Here is a 13,680-nt window from a genome sequence, read left to right on the forward strand (position 1 = left end):
CCCATCACCACCAAGGGAGTAAACATGGTCGAAACAGCGCACCGGAACGACGGTGTGGAGGGTGTGGCGGGAGGGGTCGGTACGACCGCTCTCCTGGTCGCCGCGGCACGGGCCATCGAGACGCATCGCTCCGACAGCCTGGCGCAGGACGTCTACGCGGAGCACTTCGTGCTCGGGGCCCCGGTGTCCAAGGACTGGCCGGTCCGTCCGCGGGACGTTCCGGACGGGGACGAGAACCCGCTGTGGGGGCGGTTCGCGCGGTACTTCGGGCTGCGGACACGGGTCCTCGACGACTTCCTCCTCCGATCGGTGCACGCGGGGAACGCCCGCCAGGTGGTCCTTCTCGGGGCGGGGCTGGACTCGCGTGCGTACCGACTCGCATGGCCTCCCGGCTGCGTGGTCTTCGAGATCGACCGGGAGGAGGTCCTGGCGTTCAAGCACCACGTGCTCGGCGGTCTTTCGGCCACCCCGACGGCGGCACGCGTACCGGTCCCGATGGATCTGCGCGCCGACTGGGCCGGCGCCCTGCCCGGCGCCGGCTTCGATCCCGCCGCGCCGAGCGTCTGGCTGGTCGAGGGGCTGCTGTTCTATCTGCCGCCCGCCGCCGAGACCTACCTCATCGATACGGTGGACCGGCTGAGTGTGGGGGGAAGCGCTCTGGCCTTCGAGGTCAAGCTCGACAAGGACCTGCTGGAGTACCGCGACAGCCCGCTCTACACCTCCACGAAGCAGCAGATCGGCATCGACCTGCTGGACCTGTTCGACCGGAACCCGCGGCCCGACTCGGCCGGAAATCTGACGGGCAAGGGCTGGTCAGCCACGGTCCGCACCCCGTTCGACTTCACCCGCCTGCACGGACGCGGCCCTCGGCCCGAGCGGAACGACGCGCTGGCGGGCAACCGGTGGGTCTTCGCGGGCAAGCCCCGACGGTAGACGCCGGCCGTGCACCCCGCAGGCGGCGCACCTCGCCGTACGCGCGATGCGCGTCAGGCGTCCAGGCGGCGCTTCGCCAGCCAGGCGACGATCTCGGGGTCGTGGTGGTCGAAGAAGAGGGAGGCCCCGGTGTCGAGGGTCGCGATCCGGGCCATCTGCTCGTCGGTGAGCTCGAAGTCGAAGATGTCGATGTTCTCGGCCATCCGCTCGGGCCGCACCGACTTGGGGATCGCGACGACACCGCGTTGGGTCAGCCACCGCAGCACGACCTGCGCGACGGACTTGTGGTGCTCGGCGCCGATCTCGCTCAGCAGCGGCTGCGTGAAGAGATCGTTCCTGCCTTCGGCGAAGCCTCCCCAGGACTGCGTCTGCACGCCGTGCTCACGCATCAGCTCCTGGTAGTCGGCGCGCTGGAAGAACGGGTGCGTCTCGATCTGGTTGACCGCCGGAACGATCTCGTTGTTGAGGATCAGGTCGATCAGCCGGTCGGGGTAGAAGTTGGCGACGCCGATGGCCTTGGCCCGGCCCTCGTGGTGCAGTGCCTCCATGGCGCGCCACTGCCCGTACACGTCACCGTACGGCTGGTGCATGAGGTACAGGTCGAGGTGGTCGAGACCGAGCTTGTCCAGGGAGGTCTCGAAGGCGCGGAGCGTGTTGTCCTGGGCGGGCGCGTCCTGCACCCACAGCTTGGTGGTGACGAACAGTTCCTCGCGCGGTACGCCGCTGCTCCTGATGGCGCGGCCCACCGCCTCCTCGTTCCCGTACGCGGCAGCTGTGTCGAGGAGCCGGTAGCCGGCCGCGAGGGCTTCGGCTACGGCCTCCTCGGTCTGCTCGGGCGGGATCTGGTAGACGCCGAACCCGAGGATCGGCATGGTGACGCCGTTGTTCAGGGTGATGCTCCGCATGGGTTTCTCCTTGTCGTACGAGGGGCGGGGATGTCGTCGGCCCCTCGGCGGCGGTGCGGATGCCGCCCGCCCGTCCATGGCCATTGCCTCGCTCCGTCGGCACGGCCGCAACCTGACAGCCGCGCGGCGACGGGGGCACGGGCATGCTCCCGCCGCGGGAGGGCGGGGACCGCCCCTGGACCTTCATCGTGCCCGTGCACGCGCCGCGCGGGCAGGCCGGGCCGATCGGGGGAACGCGCTGCGGGGGTGCGACAGGGCCCCCTCGACCGTGCGTACGGCGTACGGCGGGCGCCTGCGGGCCGATCGTCCGTCGCTCCGCGCCCGGTACGCGTCAGCTCGTCGCATCCACGACGGGGTGCCCGGCGTCTTGTCCGGCCATGCCGTCCAGCACGACGATCGCCTCGTAGTCGGGGGTGCCCGGCTCGGCTGTGAAGACACCCAGACGCTGGCCGCGCAGCCCGGGCGTACGCCGCGCACGCAGAAAGCGGCCCAGTTCCGATCCTCCATGCTGCTGAGATGCCATGGGCACTATTTTCGCAGTTCACGGGCGTGGGCGGAAAGCTCGGGGGCCGGGTGCGGGGTGCCGGGCAGAGGAATCCGAGGGTCGAGCGAAAGGACGAACGATGAGTTTCTCCGACGAGCAGGAGCGGCTTCTGCGTGCGCCGAGAAGCGATCTCGAACGGGCTCGGCGGAAACCGGAGAGCTGGCCCGATCTGGCCTTCTCCGCGGACCGCACCGCCGAGGGCCGGGAGATCGACCGGGGCAAGGCCGCCCGCCGGAGCGTTCTGTGGGCACTCCAATACGACCGCCGCCCCCAGGACCTGCCGCTTCTGCGGTTTCTCCTCCAGCAGGAGACCCTGTTCTACCGGGAGATCGTCCCCTGGGGCCTGGCATCGGACCTGACGCTGGCGGGCTTCCTGGTCGCCGAACACCGGCAGCCGGAGGACCTGTGGCTGCACTGGTCCGCCAAGAACATCAGCTTCGACACGGCGCTCGGATATCACCTCTACCATCTGCTGACCTGTGGCGTCGCCGCTGCGATGGACACCGTGCGCGCGAGCGCCCACCCCGATCGTGGCCGCATTCTGGACGACATCACGGCGGATCGCCACACCGACGCGGCCGTGGAGCAGTGGCTCGGCGAACAACGTGCGCTGTACCCTTCCGACCCGGGCGAGGAGAGCCTCAGCTCGTGGGCCCACCACGCCGCGGGCCGGGGCGAGCGGGAAGCGTCCCGTCTGTTCATGACCGCGTGGGCGGCGGGCGAGCCACGCACCGAGGGAACGCTCAACACGTTGCAGCATCACCTGGCCCAACTCGGCTTCCTCACCGAAGCGGTGGCGGTTCAGCGAGAGGTCATCGCGGTCAGCGACGCTCCGCCGGAGGCAACGGCGTTCAACCTGCTCACGCTCGGCCGGCTGCAGCGACGAGCCGGCGATGCCGCGAGCGCGTGGAGAACACTCGAAGAGACGCGGAACGTCATGCCCGCCGACAAGCGGGGGTTGCGCGCGGGGCTGTGGCGGCATTTCGTCAAGGAATGCTTCCTCGTCGTCACGCACACACCGGACGACGCCACAGCCCGTCGTCGGTTCGCCGTCAGTGACGAGCACCTGCGAGGGGTTCCCGGGCTCTGGATGGACGGGGTGCTCGACGCCGCACTCGCCGCAGCCGAACAGGCCGGGGATCAGGATCCACCGGCACTGGACCGCTACCGCACCTTGCGGCAGGCCGCGGACCGTGAACGCGAACAGGACATCGGTTAGCCCGGCGGCACCGCCTCAGCTCCGCTCCTCGTACACCACGGACCAGGGGCGGGGAGGCCCGTCCGAGGGCCGTGGGCCGGCGTCGCGGTGCGGTGCGGCCGGCCGGTCGCGGGCCAGCACTCCGGCCGCGAGCTCCGCGAAGTGCGGTGCGGCCGGGTGGGCGGAACGACCGGAGGGCCAGGCGCCGGTCGTCCGCCGGGCGAGCGGGCGGCCCGCCAGGGGCCGCCAGACCACACGGGGCTCCTTGCGGGCCACCGGCCCCTGGTCGAAGGCGATCCCGTGGCCCGCGTGGACAAGGGCCAGCAGGAACTCGGGGTTGGCCGCGTGCCGGACCCGGCCGGGCACGAAGCCCTCGGCACGACAGGAATCGAGGATCCGGTCGTACCAACCGGGGGCCTGTGCGCGGGGGAAGAGGACGAGATCGTGGCCGGACAGTTCGGCGAGCGCCACCTCGGGCAGCCGGGCCAGCGGTGACGTGCGGGGAAGGACCACGCCGAGCTCCGCGCACACCTCCGGGCCGAGGCTGAGTTCGGTGGCGTCCACGGGCTGGTGGACGAGGCCGACGTCGAGCCCGCCGGAAGCGAGCAGCCGCAGTTGTTCCTCGGAGGTGATCTCCTGCAGGTCGACGGACAGGCCCGGGGAGTGCCGCGCGCAGGCCGAGAGCAGCGCGGAGAGCGTGGAGACGGTGGTGTCGGGAGGAACGCCCGCGCGCAGGGTGCCCAGGCCGCCGTCGCCGGCGCGGCGGGCCAGCGTCCGCAACCGCTTCTCGCGGGCCAGGAGTTCATGGGCCTCGTCCAGCAGAACCATGCCGGCGGCGGTGAGCCGGACCTGACGGTGCGACCGGTCGAACAGTGCTGCTCCGAGGTCCTTCTCGAGCCTGCGCACCGCCTGGCTGAGGGGTGGCTGGGCCATGCCGAGCCGGTCGGCGGCCCGGCTGAAGTGCAGCTCGTCGGCGACGGCGACGAAGATACGCAGGTGGCGCAAGAGATCCACAACCAATGACCTTATGCGAGGGGCGAACCGATGGTCGAGAAACGGATCCGCGAGATGTTCGCGGGGGCGGGTGCCGAGGGGTTGCTGCACGCGGTCCCCGTCGAGGGGGAGCCGGACGCCGGGGAGGTGGCCGTCGGCGCCGACGAGCCGGTCGTGATCGCCTCGGTCTTCAAGGTGCTGCTGGTCCTGGAGTTCGCCCGGCAGGTGGCCGCCGGCCAGCTCGACCCGCGTGAGCGGGTGCGGGTGACGGCGGCCGACCGGCTCGGCGGCTGGGGCACGGCGGGCTGTGCGGACGACGTCGAACTGTCGCTGCGCGATCTGGCGTTCTTCGCCGTCTCGGTGAGCGACAACTCGGCGGCGGATCTCCTGCTGGCACGCGTCGGGCTGGACACGGTGCGGCTTCTCGCCGAGGAGCTCGGGCTCGACAGGACACGCATCGTGGGTGGCCCCCGTGACGTACTGGAGTCGATGCTCGCCGAGGTCGGCGCACGTGACGAGGCGGAGTTCGCGCTCCGGTACCCCGCGCTGCCGGACGATCGCAAGAGGCGCCTGAGCGTGCTGGATCCGCTGCGGACCAACGCCGGCCCGCCCAGGGACATCACCAGACTGCTGCGTCTCGTCTGGCGCGACGAGGCAGGTCCGCCGGAAGCCTGCGCCCAGGTACGGGAACTGATGGCCCGCCAGGCCTTCCGGCACCGGCTGGTGTCGGGGTTTCCCGACGACGTGACGATCGCGGCGAAGACCGGGACCCTGCCCGGACTGCACATGGAGGCGGGGGTCGTCCGGTATCCCGACGGCGGCCTCTACGCGGTCGCCGTCTTCGCCCGTACGCGCGAACTGGCCGCCTCGCGCACGGCGGTGGACGCGGCGATCGGCGCCACGGCCCGAATCGCCGTCGATCACCTGCGCCGCAGCGGGCTCTGACGTGTACTCATATGCGTTCGCGTATGAGCACACCCAGATTTTGATCTTGGACGAAGAGGCTCGCGCCCTGATCTCCTGACGCCATGGACAAGGACACAGACGTACAGCGTCCGAAGCGGCGCATCCAGGCATTCGGCCGCCGTGCGGTGCTGCGCGGCGCCGCGGTCGGCGCGGCGGCCCCCCTGCTCGCCGCCACGGTCGACGCCACCGCCACCGCGGCGCAGCGCGGTGCCCCGGCCGCCGGTTCGGCTTCCTTCCGGTGGCTGGGCACCTCCGGCTGGCGCATCGACGTCGGCGGTCGGACGGTGCTCTTCGACCCCTACATCACCCGGTTCAGAACCGGCCTGTTCGACGGAGGGCTCGAGCCGGGTACGAAGTTGAGGTCCGACCCCGGCCTGGTCCGGGAGCACGTCGGCCGCCCCGAGATCGTTCTGGTCAGCCATGCGCACTGGGATCACATCGCCGACGTGCCGCACATCGCCAAATCCACGGGCGCGCGGGTCGTCGGCACGGAGACCACGTTCCATCTGCTGGTCGCGTTCGGGGTCGACCCGGGTCAGATCTCGGTGGTGAAGGGCGGCGAGGTCCTGGACTTCGACGGAATCACCGTCCAGGTCGTGCCGAGCCTGCACAGCCGCAACAAACGGCATTCCTACTTCGCGCCGGGCACGCTGAACGCTCCCCCCGCGGCGGCGCCGAGGACCATCTCCGATCTGCCGGAGGGCGACACCCTGGCCTTCCAGGTGACGGCGGGGAACGACGGCCCGTCGGCGTTCCTGATGGGCGCCAGCGACTTCTCCGAGCAGGCCGTGCAAGGGCTGCGCCCCGATCTCGCGATGGTCGCCGTGCCGGCCGGCAACGCGGTGTTCCGCTATACGTCCAGGCTGCTGCGCGCCCTGGACCGGCCGGGCGTCGTCGTACCCGTCCACTGGGACAACTTCGAGGAGCCCCTGAGCGAACCCCCGCGCCGCGATCCGGTGATGGACCTGGACGGGTTCGTCGCCCAGGTCCACAAGGAGTCCCCCACGAGCCGGATCGTCGTCCCGGACTACCGCACGACGTACGGCGCGGACATGCGCGCCGGTACGTCCACGGCGTAGGCGCCCGTACCTCTGCGGCGCAGAGGGCGGGCGGTCCGCCCCGCCGCGGGCGCGCGGACGGTCAGCGGAGTCCGGCGAAGAGGTCCTTCTCGGGCACGGCCGCGCCGGTGGCGTCCTGGACGCGCAGGAAGGTCTCCATGCCCATCAGCTCGCCGAACCTCTCCTTGCCCATCTTGAGGAAGAAGATGTTCTCGCCCTGACTGGCGTGCGCGGCCAGCGCGTCGAACTTCTGGCCGCTGAACGCGGTGGTGTCCACCCAGGTGGTGATCTCGTCGTCGGGGAGACCGATCTCGGCCAGCGCGGCGGCCTCGGCCGGATCCGGCTCCGGCATGTCCTCGTGGAACTCACGCATGGTCTCCCCGAACCGCTGCATCGTCGAGCGGGGCATCGTCGTCCAGTACACCTTCGGCGTCAGCTCGGTCATCTCCAGTGCCGCCATCGTGATGCGGTGGGCCTGGATGTGGTCGGGGTGGCCGTAGAAGCCGTTCTCGTCGTAGGTGACGACGACATCGGGGCGGTAGTGCCGCATGAGTTCCGCGAGTCGGGCGGCGCCCTTCTCCACCGGGGTCTGCCAGAAGGATCCGGGGGCCTCGTTGCTCGGCCAGCCGATCATCCCGGAGTCGGCGTAGTCCAGCATCTCCAGATCGCTGATCCTGAGGACGTCACAGCTCGCCTCCAGCTCCCGACGGCGCATCGAGGCGACGGCCGCCGGATCGTGTCCGGGCTCGCCCGGCTTGACACCCCCCGGTCCGTCGCCGCAACCGCCGTCGGTACAGGTCACCAGAACCGTGCGGATGCCTTCCGCCGCGTACCGCGCGAGGACTCCTCCGGTTCCGGTGGCCTCGTCGTCGGGGTGGGCGTGCACTGCCATGAGAGTCAAGGGCCGGTCGGTCATGAAAGGGTCCTCCCGCAGGAATACGTTGTGGTCCGGGTCTACGGCGGGCATGCGTGCCGCGATCCCGGAGCTCGGATCCCGACAGGGGCGGACGGCCCTGCGGCCTCCGTGTCCCCCCGCCCGCACGGCGCCGGTCCCCTGAACGATGCAACCGCGCCGGCCCGGCCACTGTTCCCCGCGTGGCCGGGGATTGCGACCACGGCCTCCCGTGGCCCTCGGAGGCCGCGCGTCATCGGCCTCTCCTTCACCGGGTGCCGTGACCGGGGCCGCGCCTTCCCGGGACGGCGCCTTCCCGGGACGGCGCACAATGGGCTGTCCGCCGGACAGAACCTCAGGAGGGGAAGCGTGACCGAGACCAGTGACACCCGATCCGCCGCCGGTGCGGCGCAGGAGGCGCCACGGAGCCGACTGCAGCGTCTGATGCGCTACATCCCCCTGATCGCCCCCGTCCTCCTGTGGGCCGTGCCGTGCTGGGTTCTTCTGCACACCGGCCAGCGCTGGCCGCTCCCCGTCACCCTGATCGGCACCGCGCTGTCCGTCCTCGGCCTGGCCGGTATGCCGCTCGCGATGGTGCGCGGCCACGGGCGACGCCAGCAGGACCGGGCGGCGATCGTCGGTGACACGCTGCTGGGCTGCGTCTGGGTCCTGTTCACCTGGTCCGTGCTGCTCGGCGTCCTGCTGCGGCTCGCCCTGACCGTGGGCGGCGTCGGCGACGGTCAGGACCGGGCGCGCATCGTCACCTGGGCCGTCCTCGGCGTCGCCGCCGCGCTGCTCGCCGGGGGTTACGCCGAGGCCCGGCGGGTGCCGCGCGTGCGCCGGCTCGACGTGGAACTCCCGCGCCTGGGAGCCGGGTTGGACGGAACCCGGGTCGTCCTGATCACCGACACCCACTACGGTCCGCTCGACCGCGCCCGCTGGTCCGCACGGGTCTGCGAGACGGTGAACACCCTGGAGGCCGACCTGGTCTGCCACACCGGCGACATCGCGGACGGCACGGCCGAACGCCGTCGCGCGCAGGCCGTCCCGCTGGGCACCGTGCAGGCGACTCGGGCCCGTGTCTACGTCACCGGCAACCACGAGTACTACAGCGAGGCGCAGGGCTGGGTCGACCTGATGGGCGAGCTGGGCTGGGAGCCGCTGCGCAATCGCCATCTGCTGCTCGAACGCGGTGGCGACACCCTCGTGGTCGCCGGCGTCGACGACGTCACGGCCGAGTCCTCCGGACTGGCGGGCCACCGCGCCCACCTCGCCGGAGCCCTCCGGGGCGCCGACCCCGACCACCCCGTCCTCCTCCTCGCCCACCAGCCCAAGTTCATCGACCGCGCGGCGGCCCACGGCATCGACCTCCAGCTCTCCGGCCACACCCACGGCGGCCAGATCTGGCCCTTCCACTACCTGGTCCGCCTCGACCAGCCGGCCGTCGCCGGCCTCAGCAGCCACGGCGCTCGCACCCTTCTCTACACCAGCCGCGGCACCGGCTTCTGGGGCCCGCCCTTCCGCGTCTTCGCCCCCAGCGAGATCACCCTGCTCGTGCTCCGCTCCCCGCGGCGTTCCGGCTGACGTGTGCCGGCGGTCAGGCGCAGGCCGGGCACAGGCCCCGGTAGGTGATCTCGACCGAGCCGACGGCGAACCCGAACCGCTCGGCCTCGGGCAGGTCGCCGAGTGCGTCGCCGACCGGGTGGACGTCGCGGACCGTGCCGCAGCCCGAGCACACCAGGTGCTGGTGGGGGCGGCGCGCGTTCGGGTCGTAGCGCTTGGCCCGGCCCACGGTGGAGACCTCCAGCACCTCGCCGAGCGTGACGAGTTCCCCCAGCGTGTTGTAGACGGTCGCGCGGGATATCTCGGGCAGTCGCGCGGCGGCCCGCAGATGCACTTCGTCGGCCGTCAGGTGCACGTGGTCGCCGTCGAGGACCTCCGCGACGACACGCCGCTGCGAGGTCAATCGCCAGCCACGGCCCCGTAGCCGTCGAAGGAGGTCGCTCATCCCGGTTCACCTGCTCCGCGTCGTCGGATCCTTCCGGGGGCCGTGCGGCCCCCGGAAGGATCCGACGACACCACGCCCCGGTCATTATCGTTTTAGCGCACTTCTTGACTTGGACGAAGTCCATCGTAGGATCGATCCCGGCGACATCCAAGAGACAGGAAGACTCCGGTACGGCAGCAGAGAAACGCGGCGGGACACCGTCGGCAGACCGCGCGGCGCCGACCGAGCGCCACCCTCGTCGCACCGCCCGGGACCGTCCGGTCCGGTGGTCCGTGAGGGGTTCGTGCGGCCGCGGCGGGACCTGGCATACATCGTGCCCCTTCTGTGCGGACCGAATCCTCCTCCCCCGTTCAGCGCCCCCACGACCCACCGGGTCCGGAAGGATTGCCATGACCGAGAACCACGAGTCGCATGCCTTTGATCCCGTCACCCCGGATTCGCCCGAGACGGCCGTCCCCGAGGTGCCCGAGGCACAGGCGAGCGGCTGCCCCGTGGCCCACGGCCGCGCACCGCACCCTACGCAGGGCGGCGGGAACCGCCAGTGGTGGCCGGACCGCCTCAACCTGAAGATCCTCGCCAAGAACCCCGCCGTGGCGAACCCGCTCGGTGCGGACTTCGACTACGCGGCCGCGTTCCAGGGGCTCGACCTGCCCACGGTGAAGCGGGACATCGCCGAGGTGCTCACCACCTCGCAGGACTGGTGGCCGGCCGACTTCGGCAACTACGGGCCGCTGATGATCCGGATGGCCTGGCACAGCGCCGGTACGTATCGCATCAGCGACGGCCGCGGTGGCGCGGGCGCCGGACAGCAGCGCTTCGCCCCGCTGAACAGCTGGCCGGACAACGGCAACCTGGACAAGGCCCGCCGCCTCCTGTGGCCGGTCAAGAAGAAGTACGGCCAGGCGCTGTCCTGGGCCGACCTGCTGATCCTCACCGGCAACGTCGCCCTGGAGACCATGGGCTTCAAGACCTTCGGCTTCGCCGGCGGCCGCGAGGACGTCTGGGAGTCGGAGGAGGACGTCTACTGGGGCCCGGAGACCACCTGGCTCGACGACGAGCGCTACACCGGCGACCGTGAGCTGGAGAACCCGCTCGGCGCGGTCCAGATGGGCCTGATCTACGTCAACCCCGAGGGCCCCAACGGCAACCCGGACCCGGTCGCGGCCGCCCGCGACATCCGCGAGACCTTCCGCCGGATGGCGATGAACGACGAGGAGACCGTCGCCCTCATCGCCGGTGGCCACACCTTCGGCAAGACGCACGGCGCGGGCCCGGCCGAGAGCGTCGGCGCCGACCCCGAGGGCGCCTCGATCGAGGAGCAGGGCCTGGGCTGGCGCAGCTCGTACGGGACGGGCAAGGGCGGGGACGCCATCACCAGTGGTCTGGAGGTGACCTGGACCAGCACGCCGACCACGTGGGGCAACGAGTTCTTCCACAACCTCTTCGCCTACGAGTACGAGCTGACCAAGTCCCCGGCGGGTGCGCACCAGTGGGTCGCCAAGGACGCGGAGGCGACCATCCCGGACGCGCACGACGCGTCGAAGAAGCACAAGCCGCAGATGCTCACCACCGACCTGTCGCTGCGCTTCGACCCGGCCTACGAGGAGATCTCGCGCCGCTTCCACGAGAACCCGGACGCGTTCGCGGACGCCTTCGCGCGCGCCTGGTACAAGCTGACGCACCGCGACATGGGCCCGATCCAGCGCTACCTGGGCGCCGAGGTGCCTTCCGAGGTGCTGCTGTGGCAGGACCCGCTGCCCGCGCGCACGGCTGAGCCGCTGGACGCCGCGGACATCGCCGCGCTCAAGGAGCAGGTGCTCGCCACGGATCTGACGGTGGCGCAGCTCGTCTCGGCCGCCTGGGCCTCGGCCGCGTCCTTCCGGGGCAGCGACAAGCGGGGCGGCGCCAACGGCGCCCGGGTCCGTCTGGAGCCGCAGCGCGGCTGGGAGGCGAACGACCCGGACGAGCTGACCCAGGTCCTGCGCGCCCTGGAGGGCGTCCAGGAGTCCTTCAACGCCAAGGGCGGCAAGCAGGTCTCGCTGGCCGACCTGATCGTCCTCGCGGGCAACGCGGCCGTCGAGCAGGCGGCCGAGGACGCCGGCGTCGAGGTGGAGGTGCCGTTCACCCCGGGCCGGGTCGACGCCACGCAGGACCAGACGGACGTCGAGTCCTTCGCCGCCCTGGAACCCGTGTACGACGGCTTCCGCAACTACGCGGGCAAGGGCAGCCGCCTGCCCGCCGAGTACCTGCTCCTCGACCGGGCCAACCTGCTGACGCTGAGCGCCCCGGAGACCACCGTCCTGGTCGGCGGCCTGCGTGTGCTGGGCGCCAACTCCGGAGGCTCGAAGCACGGCGTCCTCACCGACCGTCCGGGCACGCTGACCAACGACTTCTTCGTGAACCTGCTCGACCTGGGCATCACCTGGAAGTCGACGTCGTCGACGCAGGACGAGTTCGAGGCCCGCGACGCGACCGGCCGGGTCAAGTGGACCGGCACCCGCGCGGACCTGGTCTTCGGCTCCAACTCCGAACTCCGTGCCCTCGCCGAGGTCTACGCGAGCGACGACGCGCGGCAGAAGTTCGTGACGGACTTCGTCGCCGCCTGGAGCAGGGTCATGGACCTCGACCGCTTCGACCTGGTCTGATCGCGGCCGCCCCCTCGGCCCCCTACTGACCTCGGACCGCTAGGGACCTCTCGGCAGCCCGACCGCCGAGAGGTCCCCGGCCCGAGGGCGGGCGGCCGTGGGGGCGGAGCTTGGCTTCAGCCCCGGCCGAGGACACAGAACTCGTTGCCCTCCGGGTCGGCCAGGACAACCCAGGAGACGTCGCCCTGACCCACGTCGGCCCGTGTCGCGCCGAGACCTTCGAGGCGGGCGACCTCCGTCGCCTGGTCCTCGCCCCGGTCGGACATCACGTCGAGGTGGATGCGGCTCCGGACGACCTCGTCGTCCGGCGTACGGCGAAACTCCAGGTACGGCCCGACGCCCTTGGCGGAGCGCAGCAGGGCGCGGTCGTCGGTCAGTTCGTGGACGGTCCAGTCGATCAGGCGTAGTGGTTCACGCTGACGGGGCGCGTCCCCGTGTAGGGGGTCCAGCCCTGGACGGTGGCGGGCAGACCCACGCGGCTGTTGCAGTCGATCACCTGGAAGTGCAGATGCGGGGCCGTGGAGGCGCCCGTGCTGCCCGACCAGCCGACGATCCGGCCCTGCGGGACCCAGTCGCCCGGCTCATAGAAAGACCGGTTCAGGTGCGCGTAGTGGGTGCACTGGCCGTTCGAGTGCCGGATGAGCACCTCGATGCCGTTCTGCCAGTACGGCGACCAGTTCGAGAAGACGATGGTGCCTGCCTGGGCGGCGGACACCTCGTAGTTGGCGGGGAGCCCGAAGTCCCACGCGTACTCGTTGTAGGGACCGGTGTGGGAGTACGTGCCCTCGGGCCCCTGGGTCACCGTGTAGGCCTCCCCCGCCGGGTAAGGCAGCTCGTAGTAGTAGTCCACCGCCGCGGCCGGGGACGCCCCGGTCATGGTGATACCCACCGCCGTGAGCAGCGCGCTCGCCCCTACCGCCGTGCGGCGCAGAACTCTCTTCATCCCGCTCATGTACGACTCCGTCCACGTTCCCGGATACCCGGCCTCCGCGTCCCGTCGGGGCGCAGGAGTGCAAGGATCAGGCGTCGGCCGCCGGGCGGACAAGGGCCTCGGGGCCTATGTCCGGTCCCTGCCAACCGCGCCCCCGCGAGGAGTCGGCCGCGGCACGTTTCGCCGAGGGCGCCGAGGGCGTGTCGCATGCTTCTTGGCCGTGGACACTTCGCTCACTCGCGATCTTGTTCGATGATTCACCTGAGGTGGTGTCGGGCTCTCGCGATTCTCGGATCCACGCCACCTGTCGGAACCGCCTTCACCATCCGGAGAACCTCCATGACCCAGCACGCACTCTCTTCCCCCACCACCGCGGTCGTCCTTGAGATCATCGCCGAGATACTCGTCGTCCCGCAGGTCACGCCCGACGACAACTTCTATGACTTCGGCGGCAGTTCCCTGCAGGCCATGCGCATCTGCGCGCGCCTCAACAAGGACTGGGGCGTGCACGCCGCACCGGATGCCCTCTTCGAGGCGGACACGCTGGGCGATTTCGCCGCTGTCCTCGCCGCTTAAGCCCCTCTCTCCGGCCGCTCAGGAGCGCACG

At 71.1% G+C, this 13,680-nt stretch carries 13 protein-coding genes and 1 pseudogene; 7 read left to right on the forward strand and 7 right to left on the reverse strand.

What is annotated here, in order from left to right:
• Positions 1-24: 24 nt before the first annotated feature.
• Positions 25-933, forward strand: coding sequence for a class I SAM-dependent methyltransferase (locus IE272_RS19600; protein ID WP_190007442.1), 909 nt, complete (start codon positions 25-27; stop codon positions 931-933).
• Positions 934-986: 53 nt separating this feature from the next.
• On the opposite strand, the gene IE272_RS19605 is transcribed toward IE272_RS19600, so the two are convergent.
• The gene (locus tag IE272_RS19605; RefSeq protein ID WP_050357595.1) at positions 987-1,838 is read right to left on the reverse strand and encodes an aldo/keto reductase; all 852 of its coding nucleotides are present in this window, start codon (positions 1,836-1,838) and stop codon (positions 987-989) included.
• Between the two features lie 331 nt (positions 1,839-2,169).
• The gene (locus IE272_RS19610; RefSeq protein WP_190007378.1) at positions 2,170-2,361 is read right to left on the reverse strand and encodes a hypothetical protein; all 192 of its coding nucleotides are present in this window, start codon (positions 2,359-2,361) and stop codon (positions 2,170-2,172) included.
• Between the two features lie 100 nt (positions 2,362-2,461).
• On the opposite strand from IE272_RS19610, the gene IE272_RS19615 reads away from it, so the two are divergent.
• Positions 2,462-3,601, forward strand: coding sequence for a hypothetical protein (locus IE272_RS19615; RefSeq protein ID WP_190007379.1), 1,140 nt, complete (start codon positions 2,462-2,464; stop codon positions 3,599-3,601).
• A gap of 15 nt (positions 3,602-3,616) precedes the next feature.
• Here IE272_RS19615 and IE272_RS19620 read toward each other — a convergent pair whose 3' ends face one another.
• Complete coding sequence (locus IE272_RS19620; RefSeq protein WP_050357824.1) at positions 3,617-4,585, reverse strand: LysR family transcriptional regulator; 969 nt, start codon at positions 4,583-4,585, stop codon at positions 3,617-3,619.
• 39 nt (positions 4,586-4,624) lie between these two features.
• Here IE272_RS19620 and IE272_RS19625 point away from each other — a divergent pair, with 39 nt between their 5' ends.
• Positions 4,625-5,518, forward strand: coding sequence for a serine hydrolase (locus tag IE272_RS19625; protein ID WP_190007380.1), 894 nt, complete (start codon positions 4,625-4,627; stop codon positions 5,516-5,518).
• A gap of 83 nt (positions 5,519-5,601) precedes the next feature.
• Positions 5,602-6,618, forward strand: coding sequence for an MBL fold metallo-hydrolase (locus tag IE272_RS19630; RefSeq protein ID WP_190007381.1), 1,017 nt, complete (start codon positions 5,602-5,604; stop codon positions 6,616-6,618).
• Positions 6,619-6,679: 61 nt separating this feature from the next.
• Here IE272_RS19630 and IE272_RS19635 read toward each other — a convergent pair whose 3' ends face one another.
• On the reverse strand, positions 6,680-7,513 hold the full coding sequence (locus IE272_RS19635; protein WP_032791121.1) for a PIG-L family deacetylase: 834 nt from the start codon (positions 7,511-7,513) through the stop codon (positions 6,680-6,682).
• 345 nt (positions 7,514-7,858) lie between these two features.
• On the opposite strand from IE272_RS19635, the gene IE272_RS19640 reads away from it, so the two are divergent.
• Positions 7,859-9,073 (forward strand): metallophosphoesterase, encoded by a 1,215-nt coding sequence (locus IE272_RS19640; RefSeq protein ID WP_057661419.1) that lies wholly within the window; start codon positions 7,859-7,861, stop codon positions 9,071-9,073.
• Between the two features lie 13 nt (positions 9,074-9,086).
• Here the strand turns inward: IE272_RS19640 and IE272_RS19645 are convergent, their stop codons facing one another.
• A complete protein-coding gene (locus tag IE272_RS19645; protein WP_050357602.1) occupies positions 9,087-9,497 on the reverse strand; it encodes a Fur family transcriptional regulator in 411 nt (136 codons plus the stop codon).
• Positions 9,498-9,886: 389 nt separating this feature from the next.
• Between IE272_RS19645 and katG the strand changes: the two genes are divergently transcribed.
• Positions 9,887-12,142, forward strand: coding sequence for a catalase/peroxidase HPI (gene katG, locus IE272_RS19650; protein WP_190007382.1), 2,256 nt, complete (start codon positions 9,887-9,889; stop codon positions 12,140-12,142).
• A gap of 116 nt (positions 12,143-12,258) precedes the next feature.
• Here katG and IE272_RS19655 read toward each other — a convergent pair.
• A pseudogene (locus tag IE272_RS19655) lies at positions 12,259-12,540 on the reverse strand (VOC family protein); the annotation flags it as partial.
• On the reverse strand, positions 12,540-13,094 hold the full coding sequence (locus IE272_RS19660; RefSeq protein WP_190007383.1) for a M23 family metallopeptidase: 555 nt from the start codon (positions 13,092-13,094) through the stop codon (positions 12,540-12,542). The gene IE272_RS19660 and the pseudogene IE272_RS19655, both read right to left, overlap by 1 nt.
• A gap of 318 nt (positions 13,095-13,412) precedes the next feature.
• Here IE272_RS19660 and IE272_RS19665 point away from each other — a divergent pair, with 318 nt between their 5' ends.
• Complete coding sequence (locus IE272_RS19665) at positions 13,413-13,649, forward strand: acyl carrier protein (protein WP_050357605.1); 237 nt, start codon at positions 13,413-13,415, stop codon at positions 13,647-13,649.
• The last annotated feature ends 31 nt before the right edge of the window (positions 13,650-13,680 follow it).

The sequence above is a fragment of the Streptomyces anulatus genome (genome assembly GCF_014650675.1).
In the GTDB taxonomy this organism is placed as follows: domain Bacteria; phylum Actinomycetota; class Actinomycetes; order Streptomycetales; family Streptomycetaceae; genus Streptomyces; species Streptomyces anulatus.